Source organism: Kribbella sp. VKM Ac-2569, from assembly GCF_004216905.1.
Lineage (GTDB): Bacteria > Actinomycetota > Actinomycetes > Propionibacteriales > Kribbellaceae > Kribbella.
Window position 1 is genome coordinate 708,193 of the sequence record NZ_SGXJ01000002.1, and the last position, 15,654, is coordinate 723,846.

The following is a 15,654-nucleotide window of genomic DNA, read 5'->3' on the forward strand; positions in this document are numbered from 1 at the left end:
AATGCTCCCCAACTCGAGGCCAAACGGGCGAACCGGCTCCCCCAGGAGAGGGGGAGCCGGTTCGGTTGGTTGGGGTTAGTGGTGGAGGTCGAAGCGGTCGAGTTCCATGACCTTGTGCCAGGCGGCGACGAACTCGTTGACGAACTTGTGCTTGGCGTCGTCGCTGGCGTAGACCTCGGCGAGGGCGCGGAGTTCGGAGTTCGAGCCGAAGACCAGGTCGGCGCGGGTGCCGGTCCACTTGACCTCACCGTTGACGGTGGCCTCGAACGTCTCCTCGCTCCCGTCGGCGGCGTGCCACTCGGTGCCGAGGTCGAGCAGGTTCACGAAGAAGTCGTTCGTGAGCGTGCCGGGGTTGTCGGTGAGTACGCCGTACTTCGAACCGTCGTAGTTCGCACCGAGAACGCGGAGACCGCCGACCAGGACCGTCAGCTCCGGAGCGCTCAGCTTGAGCAGGTTCGCGCGATCGAGCAGCAGGTACTCGGCCGGGAGTCGGTTGCCCTTGCCGTAGTAGTTGCGGAACCCGTCCGCGACCGGCTCGAGCGCGGCGAACGAGTCGGCGTCGGTCTGCTCCGCGGACGCGTCCACCCGACCAGGCGTGAACGGTACGACGACGTCGTACCCGGCGTTCTTCGCCGCGATCTCCACACCGACACCGCCGGCGAGGACGATCACGTCGGCCAGCGAGACAGGCTTGCCGAACGACTGCTGGATGCTCTCGAGCGTCCGCAGTACCTGCGCGAGGTCGTCGGGGTTGTTGACCTCCCAGCCGCTCTGCGGCTGCAGGCGGATGCGGGCACCGTTGGCGCCACCGCGCTTGTCACTGCCACGGAACGTCGAAGCCGACGCCCACGCGGTCGAGACCAGCTGCGCCACCGACAGTCCGGACGCTGCGATCGCGGCCTTCAGTGCGGTCACGTCGTCGGCGGTGATCAGCTCATGGTCCACGGCCGGCAGCGGGTCCTGCCAGATCAGCACCTCGCTCGGGACCTCGGAGCCGAGGTACCGGACGCGCGGACCCATATCGCGGTGGGTCAGCTTGTACCAAGCGCGCGCGAACGCGTCCGCAAACGCGTCCGGGTCCTCCTTGAACCGTCGCGAGATCGGCTCGTAGATCGGGTCGAACCGCAGCGACAGGTCGGTGGTCAGCATCGTCGGCAGCTTCTTCGGGCCGTCGTACGCGTCCGGGATGATCGCCTCGGCGTCCTTCGCGACCCACTGGTTGGCGCCGGCCGGGCTCTGCGACAGCTCCCACTCGTAGCCGAACAGGATGTCGAAGAAGTCGCTCGACCACTGCGTCGGCTTCGTGGTCCAGGTGACCTCGAGGCCGCTGGTGATCGCGTCCTTGCCCTTGCCGGTGTTGTACGTGCTCTTCCAGCCCAGGCCCTGCTGCTCGATCGACGCGCCCTCGGGCTCGGCGCCGACGTTCTCCGCCGGGCCGGCGCCGTGCGTCTTGCCGAACGTGTGACCGCCGGCGATCAGCGCGACGGTCTCCTCGTCGTTCATCGCCATCCGGCCGAACGTCTCGCGGATGTCGCGGGCCGCCGCGACCGGGTCCGGGTTGCCGTTCGGGCCTTCCGGGTTCACGTAGATGAGGCCCATCTGGACCGCACCGAGCGGACGCTCGAGGTCGCGGTCACCGGAGTACCGCTTGTCCTCCAGCCAGGTGGTCTCCGGACCCCAGTACACGTCGGTCTCCGGCTCCCACACGTCCTCGCGACCGCCGGCGTACCCGAAGGTCTTGAAGCCCATGGTCTCCAGCGCGACGTTGCCGGTGAGGATCAGCAGGTCGGCCCAGGAGATCTTCTGGCCGTACTTCTTCTTCACCGGCCACAGCAGCCGGCGGGCCTTGTCCAGGTTGCCGTTGTCCGGCCAGCTGTTCAGCGGCGCGAACCGCTGCTGCCCGGCGCCCGCACCGCCGCGGCCGTCGTGGATCCGGTACGTGCCGGCGCTGTGCCAGGCCATCCGGATCATCAGCGGGCCGTAGTTCCCGAAGTCGGCCGGCCACCAGTCCTGCGAGGTGGTCAGTACCTCGGCGATGTCCGCCTTCACGGCGGCCAGGTCCAGGGTCTGGAACTCCGCGGCGTAGTCGAACTCCTCCCCGAGCGGGTTCGCGACGGCCGGGTTCTTGGCCAGGATCTTCAGGTTCAGCTGGTTCGGCCACCACTCACGGTTGGCGTTCCCGCTGGTCGGGTGCACGCCCTGACCGTGGTTCACCGGGCAGCCACCGGTCTCGGACTCGGCGCCGCGGCTCTCCGCGGTTGCCTCGCCGGGCAGGGGCTCATGGTTCTCGGACATCAGATTCCTTCCAGACTGGACGTTTTCACAGGAAGTCAGGTACGTCGTGCGCAGTCCGCGCACAGGCCCCAATAGATGACCTCGGCCTCGTCGATGACGAACCCGTGGTCCTCGGACGCGGTCAGGCAGGGCGCATGCCCGACCGCACAGTCGACGTCGGCGATGGCGCCGCACGACCGGCAGACAGCGTGGTGATGGTTGTCACCGACGCGCGATTCGTATCGCGCCACCGACCCCAACGGCTGGATCCGCCGTACCAGGCCCGCCGCCGTCAAGGTGTGCAGCGAGTCGTACACCGCCTGGTGCGACGCCTGGGGCAATTCGTTGCGCACGGCACCGATAATCGAATCGGTATCCGCATGCGGATGCCCGTACACCGCGGCCAGCACCGCCAGCCGCGGCCGAGTCACCCGCAGCGAAGCCCCACGCAACAACCCCTGAAGCTCCTCCACCGTCGGCACGTCCCAGAGTCTTCCGCGTTTTCTGGAATGAGTCAAGATTAGCTGATGTCTCATATTTAGACGGTCAGGGCTGGAGGTTCTCCAGGTCCTCGAGCAGGCTTGGGTACTGGGGGTGCCAGTTGAGCGCCTCGCGGGTGTGGGCGCTGGACGACGGCTGGTCGGTTGCGAAGATCGGGCCGAGCGGACCGTACGTCGCCTCCGGGACAGCCTCGACCGGCAAGCCGAGGCGCCGGCCGATGACCGTTGCGATGTCGCGTACGGCGTCGCCCTCGTCATCCACCGCATGCCAGGCAGTTCCAGCCGGCGCGTTCTCGAGCACCAGCCGGAACAGGACCGCTGCATCAAGGGCGTGTACGGCGGGCCAGCGCTGCGTACCGTCACCTGGATACCCGGACACACCGCTCTGGCGCGCGATCTGAGTGAGCAGGCCGGCGAATCCACCGTCGCCCTGATTGTGAACAGTGCGCGGCATGCGGACGGCCGCACTCCGGACACCGCGCGAAGCCAACTCCAGCGTCGCCATGACGGAGCGGCCGCGACCGCCGACCGGTCCGTCGATCGGCAGCGAGTCCGCTTCCGTAGACGTCCGGCCGGGCACCCACGGCGTACCCGACACCGTGACGAGCGGACGATCACTGCCCACCAACTCATCCCCCAACGTCTGCAGCGCGGCACCCTCCTCGGCGATCCCCGCCGCGAGCGCCTCCGGACTGCTGAAGTCGTTGCTGAAGGCAAGGTGAATCACACCGTCGGACTTGGCCGCACCGGTACGCAGCACATCCAGGTCAGCGAGGCCGCCGCGAACGGTCGCCGCACCCACCTCCCGGAGAGCCGCCTCGGACGAGTCGGAACGGGCAAGCCCGAGCACCGAGTGCCCGTTGTCGAGCAGCTCGCGAACGACGGCCGAGCCGATCAGCCCGGTACCGCCAGTGATGAAGACCTGCATGAAACGCTCCTCAATGTCATGGGACCTTTATCCCATCACCGTAGCACCCGACGGGACAAAGGTCCCATCACCTAGAATGACCCCATGGCTAGATGGCAACCCGGCGCACGCGATCGACTGGTCCTGGCCGCGGTCGACCTGTTCGCCGACCAGGGGTACGACGCCACGACCGTCGCGCAGATCGCCGAACGCGCCGGCGTCACCAAGAGCACGTTCTTCCGCCACTTCCCCGACAAGCGAGAACTCCTGGTAGCAGGCCAAGAAACCCTGAGCCGCCTACTGGTCGAAGGCATCACCACAGCCCCCGAGCACGCCACCCCCCTCGAGGCAGTAGCAGCCGGCCTGGAACGAGCCTCAAACGCCATGGGACCCATGAACCGAGACCTGGCGCCCCGCCTGAAAGCAGCCATAGCCACCAGCACAGAACTCCAGGAACGCGACGCCCTAAAAACCGTAGGCCTAGCCAAAGCCATGACAGACGCCCTAAAAACAAGAGGCGTCCCAGACCCCATCGCCCACCTAGCAGCCGAGCTAGGAGTCCTAGCCTTCAAACAGGGCTACGCCACCTGGACAGCCCTAGAACAAGACGAAGCAGGCCTAGCCCCCCACACCGCAGCAGCCCTAAAAGACCTAAAAGCAGCAACCACAGCACTCAGCCAACCGCCAAACCCAGCCACAACAGGCGAGCTAGCTGCCCAACCCGACCCAGGAGCCGAGCGAAGCGAAGGCGCAGGGGGGGTGCGGGTGGCGGAGCCCCCGCTCGCGGCAAGCGAAGCGCTGCCGCACAAATGACGAAGGCGACCCGGTCCCCGCTCTCTGGGGACACGAGTCGCCTATCGGCTTCGTGGAGCTGAGGGGATTCGAACCCCTGGCCTCTTCGTTGCGAACGAAGCGCGCTACCAACTGCGCCACAGCCCCAAAGCTGGTCGCCTGGTTTCCCTGGCGACCGCGAAACTCTAACACGTAGAGGCCCGCAGACTAAAACCGGTTATCAGTCGCCGACGGCCCGCTTCACATCGACCTCTTCGGCCTGCTGGGGGGCCGGAGCTTCGGCTGCGGCGGGCCTCTCGGACGGGTCCGTCGTACGGGCGCTGGAGAAGACTTCGTCGTCGGTGAGGGAGATCGTCCGGACCGTGCGGTCGGGCGCCTTTTCCTTCATGACGTACGTCGGAAGCGTGACCGGCACCGGGTCCCACAGACCCTCAGCGGCCGGCTTCTCCTTCGCCGCTGCAGGCTTCGGATCGGGCTCGGCGGGGAGCTTGACCTCGATGGTCATCTCCTCGTCGGGCGACGGCGCCGGCTTGCCGGCCGGGCCGCGGTCGTGGCGAGCTTGCGCGCGGGCACGACGTTCGGCGGCGGTCTGCGTCCGCGTGCGAGCCTGCCGGCGCAGCTGCACTCGGGTGAGTACGACGAAGCCGGCGATCAACGTGCCCGGGATCGCCACCGTCCACCACGGCAGCATCGCGAGACCTGCGAGCGCCACGACGGACAGCAGTGAAAGGGTCAGGATCGACAGCACCCGCCGGCGGCGCATGGCGGCCACCCGGCGGGCTCGGTTGGGGACGTACCGCTTGGGTGGCGACGAGTCGTCGGCGACGGTGGTTCCGGGCGGGCGTACGACGTACCGCGTCCGCGACGAGTCGCGGGACAGTACGCGCGCCTCGTCGGACGACGGCACGACCGGACGGCGCCGCGCCTCTTCGCCCCGCTTCAGCAACATCGGGACGAGGTAGGCGGCCCACGCGGCGACGATCGCCACATAGATCAGCCCTGTCGTCCCCATGCGACGACGCTAAGGTGCGGATAGGGCCAGATGAGGTACGTGGGACGGTGTGTCGCAAGAAGACTCGTGTGACTGATGTGAATAGCACGCAGGGTAGTCAACGCAATCGCGCTACGAGACCGGGCCCGACCTCTTCGACATTGAGCGCGAAGATGCGGTGATCGCGCCAGTCGCCGTCGATGTGCAGGAACCGCGGCCGCTCGCCTTCGAACCGGAAGCCGAGCTTCTCGACCACACGCAGACTTGCCTTGTTCTCCGGGCGGATCGCCACTTCGATCCTATGCAGGCCAAGGGTGAACCAGCAGTGATCGGCGGCCATCGCGACTGCCGTCGGCACGATGCCGCGACCCGCGTACTGCTCGTCGACCCAGTAGCCGAGGTTCGCCCAGCGCGCCGATCCGTAGGTGATTCCGGACACGGTGAGCTGCCCGACCAGCGGCCATTTCGCTCGCGCGCCGGCGCCCGCTGCACCGCCGTACGTGATGACGAACGGCAGCATCCGTCCGTACCGCGCTTGCCGGTTCCAGTCGCGTGCCATCGCGCGGAACGTCCGCGCGCCGTCGTCCGCACCGGGTGGCTGGGTCGCGTCCCAGGGTCGCAGCCAACTAACGTTTCGCTGGCGCGCGGCGGCCCACTCGCTTCCGTCGCCGGCCCGCAGTGGCCGCAGCCCGACCTGCCCGTGCTTCAGCTCCACAGGCCACTGCACGACTGCCATCAGTCGACGTCCGTCCGCACGTGGTCCCCACCGTGCACTTGCTCGACCGCATGTCGTAGCAGCGGCTCCAGTACGGCGAGACCGTCCTTCACACCGCCCCGCGAACCAGGCAGGTTGACGATGACCGTCGTACCCGCGACGCCGGCCAGCCCGCGTGACAAAGCAGCCGTCGGTACGCCGTTCGCCACGCCATACGCCCGGATGGCTTCAGCAATCCCCGGCACAACCTTCGACAGCACAGCGGCCGTCTGCTCGGGTGTCTCGTCAGTCGGCGAGATCCCGGTACCACCTGTCGTCAGCACTACGTCGTACGACGCCTCGACCGCCGCACGTAGCGCCTCCCCCACCGGTGCACCGTCCGGGACCACCTGAGGTCCTGAGACGTCAAAGCCCCAAGAGGCCAGCCGCTCCGCGATCAGCGGACCTGTGGTGTCGGTGTAGACGCCAGCGGCTGCACGGTTGGAGACGCTGACGACGAGAGCCCTCACGGTCGCTCCCAGTGCCCGGTCTTACCGCCTTCTTTCAGCTCCACCCGTACGTCGGTCAGTACGGCAGCCGGATCCAGCGCCTTCACCATGTCGATCACGGCCAGCCCGGCGACGGCGACCGCGGTCAACGCCTCCATCTCGACACCGGTCCGGTCGGTGGTCTTCACCTGAGCCTGGATCAGTACAGCGTCGTCCGCGACCTCCAGGTCGACCTTGGCCCCGGTGATCGCGATGGGATGGCACAGGGGAATCAGGTCCGGCGTCCGCTTCGCGCCCATGATCCCGGCGATCCGGGCGACGCCGAGCGCGTCCCCCTTCGGTACGCCGTCACCGCGCAGCGCCGCGACCACCTCGGCCGAGACGAGAACCTTGCCGCTGGCAACAGCTCGCCGGACCGTGGTGTCCTTCGCGGACACGTCCACCATCCGCGCGGCCCCGGTCTCGTCGACGTGCGTCAGCCCACCGGGTCCCGGCGTACCGGAGCCGGTGGTCGTCGCGGCCGGGTCCTGCGTCATCCCGTCTCCTTGTCCAGCAGCATCAGCTCGATCTGATCGCCGGCCCGGACCGAGGTCACGTCCTCGGGCACGACGATCAGTGCGTTCGCCCGGCTCAACCCGCCGAGCAGGTGCGAGCCGTGCCCGCCGACTGTACTGGCCATCCAGCCCTCGTCGCCGGACGTGGCCGCAGCGCGGACGAACTGCCGCCGCCCCGCAGGCGAGCTGAACCCGTCCAGCGTCACGCCGGGCACCAGGGCCCGCCGGTACGGCATCTGCCCCATCATCTTGCGCAGCGCCGGCCGCACGAAGACCTCGAACGAGATGTACGCCGAGACCGGGTTGCCGGGCAGCGTGAAGATCGGCACCTCGTCCTCACCGATCACGCCGAACCCCTGCGGCTTGCCCGGCTGCATCGCGACCTGCGGGAAGTCCACCGTGCCGAGCTTCGAAAGCTCCTCCTTCACGATGTCGTACGCGCCCATGCTGACGCCTCCGGTGGTGATGACCAGGTCGGCACGCACCAACTGGTCGGACAGCGTGTCCATGATCCGCTTCGGGTCGTCGTCGACGATGCCGACGCGGTACGCCACCGCCCCGGCGTCCCGCGCGCACGCCGCGAGGGTGTAGCTGTTCGAGTCGTAGATCTGCCCGTCACCCAGCCGGCTCCCCGGCTCCCGCAGCTCGGCCCCGGTCGAGATCACCACGACCCGTGGTCGCGGACGCGCCTTCACCCGGGCCCGCCCGACCGCGGCGAGAACGGCGATCTGCCGCGGACCGAGGACGGTGTCGCGGGCGAGCACCTGCGCCCCGGCCGTCACGTCCTCACCCGCGCGCCGCACCGAGGCACCGAGCGGTGGCTGCTGCGTGATCCGCACGGTGACTGTCCCGCCGTCGGTCCACTCGACCGGCACGACACTGTCCGCCCCACGCGGCATCGGCGCACCGGTCATGATCCGCACACAGGTCCCGGGGGTCACCACGATCGGCTCACTGCGCCCGGCCCGGAACTCCCCGACGACCGGCAGGCCGATCGGGTTCTCGTCCGAGGCCCCGGCCAGGTCACCCGCCTGAACGGCGTACCCGTCCATGGCGGAGTTGTCGAACCCCGGCAGGCTCACCCCCGAGACGATGTCCTCGCAGAGCACCAACCCGACCGCGTCCATCAACGGCTGGTCGAACGCCGGCAGGGCCGCCACCCGTCCGAGTACGACGTCTAGATGCTCATCCACACTCCGTCTCACGAGCTCGACCCTAATCCACGGCTCGCACGTTTCGACGCCAAGTTCCGGACGGGTGCGCGAAGAAGTCCGGTTGAGTTCTAGGCAGGGTCCGATTCGGGGTGATTGCCCCAGACCATGCGGACGTCCGGGGCACGTTCCTCGTTCGCCGAGCCGTCGGTACGGCGTACCTCACGGAAGTCGTGCCGCAGGTAGAAGGCCTGCGCGCGCGTGTTGGTCTGGAACGTCCACAACGCCAGACCGCCGGGGCGAAGATCCTTGGCGAGGTCGACGAGGGCCGAGCCGATGCCCTGGCCGACCGCATCCGGGGCGACGTACAACTGGTCGAGGTCGTCACCGTCGAGGGTGAGGACCGCGACGATCCGGCCGTCGTCGAGGGCGACCCAGGTCTGCGCGTCCGGGAGCAGTACGTCGGTGAACCACGTGGCGACCTGCTCCGCGGTGTGGATCGCGGGCGGCAGCTGGGAGTCCTCTGTGTGCCGTGAGCGCCACCAGACCGCAGCGGCCTCGTCGGTGTCGTAGGGCTCCAGCGGCCGGACGAGCAGGTCGCCCACGCTCAACGCAGTTCGGTCCCGTCCGGGATCACCCGGCGCTCACCGTCCGGCGCGGTCACCTCGACGTCCCCGACCACCACCACATCCTTGCCGAAGGCAACATCGCCGTGCACCTCCAGCCGGTCGGCCCGGACCAGGGACGGCGACCCGGCGGGGAACCGGGCGTCGAAGTCGGCGAGGATCTTGAAGTACTCCGGGTCCAGGTCGACGTACGGCTCGTCGCCCTCGTGCGTCGTGGTCAGGTCGCCGGTCTCGTCGAGCTCGTACACGTCCGAGCGCAGCACCAGCAGGTCGTTCGTCGTCTTCACCGGCTTGAACCGGCTGCGGTCCACGATCACCGCCTGGGACCCGTGGAAGGTCTCGATCGCGGTCCCCATCCCGGTCTCCAGCTGGATCACCTTCGGCGAGGACGGGTCGGCCGGGTCGACGGTCTTGCGGTTCACGAGGATCGGCAGCCCCAGGATCCCGTCGTGCCCGTCCATCAGCTCGGCGAGCCGGTCCAGGTCGATCCACAGGTTGTTCGTGTTGAACATCCGGTGCCGGGTGACGTCCTGGAAGTACTGCGTGTCCTCGTCGGCCACCTGCGCGCTGTCCCGCAGGATCAGCCGTCCGTCGGACTTCCGCACCGCGACGTGCCCGCCTTTGCGGTCGGACCGCGTCCGCCGGCAGACCTCCATCCCGAACGGTACGTCGTGCTCCGCCATCCAGGCCGCGATCCGCGGGTCCGCGGTGGCGCCGAGATTGTCCGCGTTGGAGATGAACGCGTGCCGGAAACCGTGATCCCGCAGCGCGTCGAGGGTGCCCGAGGCAACCAACGCGGTGAACAGGTCACCGTGCCCGGGCGGGCACCAGGCGAGCTCCGGGTCCGGCTCCCACTCGGCCGGCGTCAGATCGTCGGCGAGCAGCTTCGGCTCCATGTTCTGCAGGAAGTCGAGCGGCAGGCCGTCCACCGCGAGTCCGTCGTACTCGCTGAGGATCTGCAGCGACTCGGTCTTGGTGCGGAACGAGTTCATCAGCACCAGCGGCAGCGGTACGTCGTACGCGCGCCGGGTGCTCAGGATCTGGCGGGCGATGATGTCGAGGAAGCTCAGCCCGTCCTTGACCGGTAGTGCGGACTTCGGGCCGGTGACGCCCATCGACGTACCGAGACCGCCGTTGAGCTTGATGACCACAGTCTCGGCCAGCGCGGCGCGGAGCGCCTCCGGGTCGGTGTCCAGGTGCTCCAGGTGCGGCAGATCGCCCACCGGCTCGATGTCGTCCTCGCGGATCTTTCCCTGTTGTCCGGACTCGAGCAGCCGGTAGTAGTGCGTGAAGACACGTATCGCGACGTCGGCAGCACCGGCCGCGCGCATCTTCTCCTGCGCTTGTCTGAGACCCACCTCACCCATGCACCAACCCTAGGGGACGGCAGGCAATCCCAGTGTTGCGCGCGTCACGCTCATACGATCAGAACGTGTTCCGGACGAAGGCCGCGGCGCGGCAGCATTTCCTGGAGGCGCGAAGGCTGCGGCCGCACGCGGCAGGACTGCTGGCGAGCGCCCAACAGGTGCTGCCCGAGGTGTACCGCGTCGCTCTCTACGTGTCCATGGGACCTGAGCCGCAGACCGGTGCCCTGATCGACTGGCTGCTCGCGACGAACCGCGAGGTGCTGTTACCGATCCTGTACGCCGACAACGACCTGGGCTGGGGCATTGCACCCGGCGCAGCCGACCTGGTGCCTGGCCGGCTCGGTCTGTCCGAGCCGCCGACCGACCTGGGCTCCGACGCGATCGCTACCGCCGATCTGGTCATCTGCCCAGCCGTAGCGGTTACCCATGACGGCGTACGCCTCGGCCGCGGCGGAGGCTCGTACGACCGTGCGCTCGCCCGCGTCCGCCCTGGTACGCCGGTCTGGGCCGCCGTGTACGACACGGAGATCGTCGACGCCCTGCCGTCCGACCCACACGACAGGCCGGTGGACGCCGCGCTGACGCCAAATCGCTTGATCCCGCTGCGAGGATCGGGGGATGACTGAGACCGCGGTCCAAGCCGCAGCCACAGCCGCACGCACCCTCGGCCTCACGGTCACCGACCCGACTGTCCTCTACGAGGCGTTCTCGACAGTCGTGCACCTGCTGCCATCCCCAGTGGTCGCACGGGTGCCGATGAACCTCCCAGGCGGCCTACAGGAACCAGAGCCCGCCGTACGGCGCCAGCAGCGCGAGCTGGACGTAGTGGCGTGGCTGGCGGGACAGGGGTTCCCCGTAGTGCCGCCGAGTCCACTGGTGCCGCTGGAGCCGAAGGAGCAGGACGGACTGTCCATGACCTTCTGGACGTACGTCGAGGTGGACAAGGCAGCTGAACCGGACTACGTCGGGGCGACCGCCCGCGTAGCCGAACTGCACGCCCAGCTCGCGAAGTACCCGGGAGAGTTGCCGTGGATGACTCCCCTGCGGCTGATCGGCCCGGGCCTGGCAGCGGCCGAGGCAGTGCCGGGTCTGCTCGAGCAGGAGGACGTGGACCGGGCAAGAGCCGAGTGGAAGGTGCTGGAGCCGATCCTGACCAGCAGGGCCGGGTTCGAGGCGGCCTTCCCGTCCGCGACCGTGCAGCCGCTGCACGGCGACGCACCGTCGTGGAACCTGATCACCGCCGTCGACGGCCCGCTGTGGGCCGACTTCGAGGACGTGACGATCGGTCCGCTCGAGTGGGACCTCGCGGGCTTCGGCCCCGACCTGTGCCGCGCGTACGACGAGGGCGCACGCTCCCGCGGTCTCCCGACGCTGGACCCGCAGGTCCAGCAGATGATGGACCTGGCTCGCGCACTGCAGGTCCTGGTCTGCACTCCCCTGGTCCCGCAGTTCCCGGCCCTGGCCGACGGCATCCGCATGTTCGCCGCCCAGTGGCGAGACATGCCGTTCGCAGGTGGCCGTTAGCGCTCCGGCTTGGTGAAGGTCAGGGAGTGTTTGCGGGTCGCCTCCACGGCGCCCTTGGTGTAGGCCCACTGGAGGGTTTCGCCCTTGACCCACAGGTCGGTCTGGTCGGTGTAGTTCGACGAGAACGCGTGGCCGGACACACCGGTCAGGTTGACCCAGCGGGACTTGTCGAAGTCCGACAGGTCCACGACCATCCGCATCGACGGGGTCGCGGTCACGTCGTACCCCTCGGCGGCGTCCCAGGCGGTGGCGTCGACGATCGACGTACCGCCGCCCAGCTCGTACGGGCCGCGGTTGAAGATCTTCTCGACCGGTCCGATCCCGGACTTGCCCAGGGTCTGGTTGGTCAGCGTCAGCTTGTGCAGCCGGCCCCACTGCCAGTTGGCCGGCTCCCGCGCCATCTTCTGGGTGATCTCGGTCCGCGCGTTGATCAGGGCCTCGCGGAGGATGTCGTCCCGGCTCTCCCGCTGCGGCGTCCCGATGTTGTCCCACCAGCCGCTGTTCTGCTGCCCGATCAGATTGTGGATCACCTCGAACCAGCGTGAGCCGCCGTCCGGCCAGGTGCCTTCGGGGAGCTGGTCGTGGAAGGTCAGCGCGAGCAGGTTGCGCCAGACCACGTTGAAGTACGCCGCGGCCGCCGAGTCCGGCGGCTGGGTGAAGTCCCAGTTCTTCAGGACGTCCTGGCCCTGCTTGTCGAACGTGTCGTCGATGCTGATCCGGAGCAGGTACGGCACCAGCATCTCGGCGGCCTTGCTCTTGGTGTCCAGCTGGATCGACGCCATCGCGTTCGCGTCCAGCTTCCCGGCCGCCTTGATCCGGTCGAGGATCTGCTGCGAGCGGTAGCCGTAGTCCCAGGAGTTGGTCAGGTAGTACGTGTACGTGTTCGGTACGACGGCCTGGTTCGCGGTGACGATGATGCCGTCCGGTGGGTCGAACTCGCTCGGCAACGCGTCGAACGGGACGTACCCCTTCCACGCGTACTTCGGATCCCATCCCGGGACCGGCCAGTCACCGCGGCCGGTGGTGCGGATCGGGATCAGTCCGGGCGCCTGGTAGCCGATGTGGCCGTCGGTGTCGGCGTACACCAGGTTCTGCGAGGGCACCTGGAACTGCTGCGCGGCGGCGCGGAACTGGCTCCAGTTCTGCGCGGTGTTGATCGCGAACAGCGCGTCAGCGGTCCGCCCCGGGTTCAGTGCCGTCCACTGCAGCGCGACGCCGTACGCCGTCGGGTACTTCGCCTGCGCCGCAGCCGACTCGCCGATCTTGCGCTCGTCCTCGTCGACGTCCGAGATGAGCGGACCGTGCCGGGTCTCGCGGACGGTGATCTTCACCGGCTCGTCCTGGCCGGCCACCTTGAACGTCTCCTCGCGGGAGGCCATCGCCCGCCACTTGTTGTTGTAGAGGACGTTGTTGCCCTCGATCCGCTCCAGGTACAGGTCCTGGACGTCCGGGTCGAGGTTGGTGAAGCCCCAGGAGATCGCGTTGTTGTGGCCGATCACCACACCGGGCAGGCCGGAGAAGCTGAAGCCGGAGACGTCGAACGGACACGCCTTGCCGACGTTGTTGCAGTGCAGGCCGACCTGCGTCCAGATCCCCGGCATGGTCGCGCCGAGGTGCGGGTCGTTGGCCAGCAGCGGCTTGCCGGTAGTGGTGTGGTCACCCGAGACCACCCAGGAGTTCGATCCGACGCCGTCACCCTGGCCGAGCAGCTCGGGCAGGCCCTTGGCGACCTTCTGCACCGAGTCCAGCGACTTGAGCAGGTCCTGGGTGAGCATGCTCCGCCGTACCTCGGTGCTGACCGGAGCGGTGGTGAACTTGCCGTCCTTGCCGATCGAGCCGGCAGACATGATCGGCTGGTTCCGGTCGTACGGGTACTGCGGGTAGAGGCTCTCGACGTTGCGCGCCGGCATCGCGGCGAGCAGCTTCGTCCGGGTGACCTCCTCGTCCAGGTTGCCGCCCAGGTCCCACGCCATCGCCTTCAGCCAGGACAACGAGTCGGCCGCGGTCCACGGCTCCGGCGTGTAGTTCTTCGGCCCGCCGGGCTGGAGGGACAGTACGCCGTACTCGAGGCTGAGACCGGAGCCGCTGTGCGTGGAGAGGTACGCGTTGACGCCACGGGCGTAGTCGTCGAGGTACTGCCGGGTGGTCGGGCTGAGCAGCGGCAACTCTTTCTCCGCCACCCGCCGCCAGCCGAGCGTCCGGACGAACTTGTCGGTCTCGAGCGCGGTCTTGCCGAACAGCTCGCTCAACCGGCCGGACGTGACGTGCCGGCGGAAGTCCATCTCGAAGAACCGGTCCTGCGCGTGCACGTACCCCTGCGCCGCGAACAGGTCGGCGGGGGTGTCGGCGTAGATCTGCGGGATTCCGTTGGTGTCCCGGACCACGCTGACCTCGGCGTCCAGGCCGTTCAGCTCGATGGTTCCGTCGTACGTCGGGAACGAGTGGCGGACGACGAAGACGACGGTACCGGCGATCACCAGGAGGACCGTGGCGAGGGCGATTCCGCTGATGACGACGACTCGAAGCAGGCGTGGCACGGACCAACCGTAGAGAATCCCCCCGCCCTCCCCAAATGGGGTCCCTCACAACTTTGCGTTGCTCTGCGTCCTCTGGACAGGGACGCAGAGTTGAGGTAGGCGAGGGCGGGTTTGGAATACTTCGGTCGGCTGGCGCATTATTAGCAGTCGGGTAGTAGGAGTGCCAGCGGCTTGAAGGGAACCGACCGTGCCGACGTACCAGTACCAGTGCACCGACTGTGGTGAAGCGCTCGAGGTGCGCCAGAGCTTCACGGACGATGCTCTGACCGTGTGCCCGAACTGCCAGGGGAACCTGCGCAAGGTCTTCAACGCCGTGGGCGTCGTGTTCAAGGGTTCCGGTTTCTACCGGAACGACAGCCGGTCGTCCGGCAAGAGCTCGGTGCCGGCGAAGGCCGAGTCGTCGTCCTCGTCGGGGTCCTCGTCCTCCGACTCGTCGTCCAAGGGTTCCTCCGGGTCGTCGAATGGTTCGTCGTCCTCCGGTTCCTCGTCTTCGGGTTCGTCCTCGAGCAGCTCGTCCTCGGGCACCAGCGCGGCCTGACCGCGCACCCTGTGGATAACTGAAGGGCGGCTGCCGGCGAAACTCGTATCTTCTCCGGCATGAAAATCCCTTCCCTGCTTCGTGACCTGTTGCGTGCCGCCCGGTGGCACCGCCGGCTCCTCGCCGGCGTCGCCGCCGCGGCCGCCGTGTACTTCGGACTTCTCGCCCTCTCCCCCGCGCCGCCACCGACGGTCGCGGTGCTGGCCGCCGCGCGCGACCTCACCGGCGGCGTCGCCCCGACGCGCGACGACCTGCGGACCGTCGACCTGCCACCCGGCTCCGTGCCCGCCGGTGCACTCAGACCCGGCAGTGAACTGACCACCCGCGTGCTCAGCGGACCGGTCAGAGCCGGCGAACCACTCACCGACGCCAGATTCTTGGCACCACCCGCCGTGCCGCCCGGCTCACTCGCCTATCCGTTCCGCGTCGACGACGCGGACATCACCGCGCTCCTCCGGGTCGGCGACCGCATCAATCTGTACGCCGCCGACAGCGCGACCGCAGGCGCCGCGAGCCAGCTCGCCCGCGCCGTGCCCGTGATCGCTCTGCCGACGCCTCGATCGACCACGTCCGGCGCGCTGATCGTGGTCGCGACCACCCCGGAAGTCGCCACCCGGTTGGCCCAGGCCAGTTCGAACTCACGTATCACCGTGGCCCTGACGCCGGACACGAGCTGATCACTCTTCGGGA

16 protein-coding genes and 1 tRNA gene are annotated in these 15,654 nt (G+C 68.4%); 5 read left to right on the top strand and 12 right to left on the bottom strand.

Annotation, left to right across the window (positions count from 1 at the left end; all coding sequences use genetic code 11):
• Nucleotides 1-75: 75 nt before the first annotated feature.
• From katG to EV649_RS16455, 3 genes are all read right to left on the bottom strand, one after another.
• On the bottom strand, nt 76-2,295 hold the full coding sequence (gene katG, locus EV649_RS16445; protein ID WP_130384315.1) for a catalase/peroxidase HPI: 2,220 nt from the start codon (nt 2,293-2,295) through the stop codon (nt 76-78).
• 35 nt (nt 2,296-2,330) lie between these two features.
• Nucleotides 2,331-2,756, bottom strand: a complete 426-nt coding sequence (locus EV649_RS16450; RefSeq protein ID WP_241998270.1) for a Fur family transcriptional regulator — start codon at nt 2,754-2,756, stop codon at nt 2,331-2,333.
• Nucleotides 2,757-2,820: 64 nt separating this feature from the next.
• Nucleotides 2,821-3,702 (bottom strand): SDR family oxidoreductase, encoded by an 882-nt coding sequence (locus EV649_RS16455; protein ID WP_130384317.1) that lies wholly within the window; start codon nt 3,700-3,702, stop codon nt 2,821-2,823.
• Nucleotides 3,703-3,786: 84 nt separating this feature from the next.
• Here EV649_RS16455 and EV649_RS16460 point away from each other — a divergent pair, with 84 nt between their 5' ends.
• Nucleotides 3,787-4,494: a TetR/AcrR family transcriptional regulator gene (locus EV649_RS16460; protein WP_130384318.1), complete on the top strand. Its 708-nt coding sequence runs from the start codon at nt 3,787-3,789 to the stop codon at nt 4,492-4,494.
• 53 nt (nt 4,495-4,547) lie between these two features.
• Here the strand turns inward: EV649_RS16460 and EV649_RS16465 are convergent.
• The 8 genes from EV649_RS16465 to EV649_RS16500 form a co-directional block, all read right to left on the bottom strand.
• Nucleotides 4,548-4,620 (bottom strand) — tRNA-Ala (locus EV649_RS16465).
• A 73-nt stretch (nt 4,621-4,693) separates the two neighbouring features.
• Nucleotides 4,694-5,485, bottom strand: a complete 792-nt coding sequence (locus tag EV649_RS16470) for a hypothetical protein (protein WP_130384319.1) — start codon at nt 5,483-5,485, stop codon at nt 4,694-4,696.
• A 97-nt stretch (nt 5,486-5,582) separates the two neighbouring features.
• Nucleotides 5,583-6,200 carry a GNAT family protein gene (locus EV649_RS16475; RefSeq protein ID WP_130384320.1) on the bottom strand — a complete coding sequence of 206 codons (618 nt, stop codon included), beginning with the start codon at nt 6,198-6,200 and terminating at the stop codon, nt 5,583-5,585.
• Complete coding sequence (locus tag EV649_RS16480) at nt 6,200-6,688, bottom strand: MogA/MoaB family molybdenum cofactor biosynthesis protein (protein ID WP_198682529.1); 489 nt, start codon at nt 6,686-6,688, stop codon at nt 6,200-6,202. Before EV649_RS16480 ends, EV649_RS16475 begins: the two co-directional genes overlap by 1 nt.
• The gene (gene moaC, locus EV649_RS16485; RefSeq protein WP_130384322.1) at nt 6,685-7,203 is read right to left on the bottom strand and encodes a cyclic pyranopterin monophosphate synthase MoaC; all 519 of its coding nucleotides are present in this window, start codon (nt 7,201-7,203) and stop codon (nt 6,685-6,687) included. Before moaC ends, EV649_RS16480 begins: the two co-directional genes overlap by 4 nt.
• On the bottom strand, nt 7,200-8,426 hold the full coding sequence (gene glp, locus EV649_RS16490; protein WP_198682530.1) for a gephyrin-like molybdotransferase Glp: 1,227 nt from the start codon (nt 8,424-8,426) through the stop codon (nt 7,200-7,202). Before glp ends, moaC begins: the two co-directional genes overlap by 4 nt.
• 77 nt (nt 8,427-8,503) lie before the next feature.
• Nucleotides 8,504-8,977 carry a GNAT family N-acetyltransferase gene (locus tag EV649_RS16495; protein WP_130385062.1) on the bottom strand — a complete coding sequence of 158 codons (474 nt, stop codon included), beginning with the start codon at nt 8,975-8,977 and terminating at the stop codon, nt 8,504-8,506.
• A 2-nt stretch (nt 8,978-8,979) separates the two neighbouring features.
• The gene (locus tag EV649_RS16500; protein ID WP_130384323.1) at nt 8,980-10,365 is read right to left on the bottom strand and encodes a UTP--glucose-1-phosphate uridylyltransferase; all 1,386 of its coding nucleotides are present in this window, start codon (nt 10,363-10,365) and stop codon (nt 8,980-8,982) included.
• Between the two features lie 65 nt (nt 10,366-10,430).
• On the opposite strand from EV649_RS16500, the gene EV649_RS16505 reads away from it, so the two are divergent.
• Nucleotides 10,431-10,991: a 5-formyltetrahydrofolate cyclo-ligase gene (locus tag EV649_RS16505; protein WP_130384324.1), complete on the top strand. Its 561-nt coding sequence runs from the start codon at nt 10,431-10,433 to the stop codon at nt 10,989-10,991.
• Entirely contained in the window at nt 10,984-11,889 is a 906-nt protein-coding gene (locus tag EV649_RS16510) for a phosphotransferase (protein WP_130384325.1), read from the top strand. The genes EV649_RS16505 and EV649_RS16510 overlap by 8 nt, the downstream gene beginning before the upstream one ends.
• On the opposite strand, the gene EV649_RS16515 is transcribed toward EV649_RS16510, so the two are convergent.
• On the bottom strand, nt 11,886-14,426 hold the full coding sequence (locus EV649_RS16515) for a penicillin acylase family protein (RefSeq protein WP_130384326.1): 2,541 nt from the start codon (nt 14,424-14,426) through the stop codon (nt 11,886-11,888). The genes EV649_RS16510 and EV649_RS16515 overlap by 4 nt on opposite strands.
• A 187-nt stretch (nt 14,427-14,613) precedes the next feature.
• Here EV649_RS16515 and EV649_RS16520 point away from each other — a divergent pair, with 187 nt between their 5' ends.
• Nucleotides 14,614-14,964, top strand: a complete 351-nt coding sequence (locus EV649_RS16520) for an FmdB family zinc ribbon protein (protein ID WP_130384327.1) — start codon at nt 14,614-14,616, stop codon at nt 14,962-14,964.
• Nucleotides 14,965-15,023: 59 nt separating this feature from the next.
• Nucleotides 15,024-15,641 carry an SAF domain-containing protein gene (locus tag EV649_RS16525; protein WP_241998272.1) on the top strand — a complete coding sequence of 206 codons (618 nt, stop codon included), beginning with the start codon at nt 15,024-15,026 and terminating at the stop codon, nt 15,639-15,641.
• The last annotated feature ends 13 nt before the right edge of the window (nt 15,642-15,654 follow it).

Coding starts and splice junctions, on each gene's coding strand:
- EV649_RS16500 (WP_130384323.1), bottom strand. CDS start 10,365: ATGGGTGAGGTGGGTCTCAGACAAGCGCAGGAGAAGATGCGCGCGGCC.
- EV649_RS16525 (WP_241998272.1), top strand. CDS start 15,024: ATGAAAATCCCTTCCCTGCTTCGTGACCTGTTGCGTGCCGCCCGGTGG.
- EV649_RS16510 (WP_130384325.1), top strand. CDS start 10,984: ATGACTGAGACCGCGGTCCAAGCCGCAGCCACAGCCGCACGCACCCTC.
- EV649_RS16470 (WP_130384319.1), bottom strand. CDS start 5,485: ATGGGGACGACAGGGCTGATCTATGTGGCGATCGTCGCCGCGTGGGCC.
- moaC (WP_130384322.1), bottom strand. CDS start 7,203: ATGACGCAGGACCCGGCCGCGACGACCACCGGCTCCGGTACGCCGGGA.
- EV649_RS16475 (WP_130384320.1), bottom strand. CDS start 6,200: ATGGCAGTCGTGCAGTGGCCTGTGGAGCTGAAGCACGGGCAGGTCGGG.
- EV649_RS16460 (WP_130384318.1), top strand. CDS start 3,787: ATGGCTAGATGGCAACCCGGCGCACGCGATCGACTGGTCCTGGCCGCG.
- EV649_RS16455 (WP_130384317.1), bottom strand. CDS start 3,702: ATGCAGGTCTTCATCACTGGCGGTACCGGGCTGATCGGCTCGGCCGTC.
- katG (WP_130384315.1), bottom strand. CDS start 2,295: ATGTCCGAGAACCATGAGCCCCTGCCCGGCGAGGCAACCGCGGAGAGC.